The organism is Priestia sp. SIMBA_032 (genome assembly GCF_046535215.1).
GTDB lineage: Bacteria > Bacillota > Bacilli > Bacillales > Bacillaceae_H > Priestia > Priestia aryabhattai.
This window is the reverse complement of record NZ_JAWRXD010001511.1, coordinates 1-238: the sequence shown is the minus strand read 5'-3', so window position 1 is coordinate 238 and position 238 is coordinate 1. Positions and strand designations below refer to the sequence as shown.

1 protein-coding gene is annotated in these 238 nt (G+C 40.8%); it reads left to right on the top strand.

Annotated features, from left to right (window positions below; genetic code table 11):
• A partial coding sequence (locus tag SB717_RS39345; protein ID WP_410908737.1) for a hypothetical protein occupies positions 1 to 238 on the top strand: 238 nt, incomplete at both ends.

The following is a 238-nucleotide window of genomic DNA, read 5'->3' as shown; positions in this document are numbered from 1 at the left end:
CTTGTACCACGACCATAAATTCAGGTAATACATCTCCTGCTTTTGTGGTTTCGGCTGCAAGTGTTGGAGGAACAATTGCAGGTTCAAGTACAATTTGTAGCGGTGCTAATAGTGCTGCTTTAACATTATCTGGACATACGGGCACAGTCCAAAAATGGCAGTATGCATTAACTCCTTTTACAACATGGGTAGATATTGCAAATACCGCAGGAACAGGTTTTATTTTTGGACCATTAAC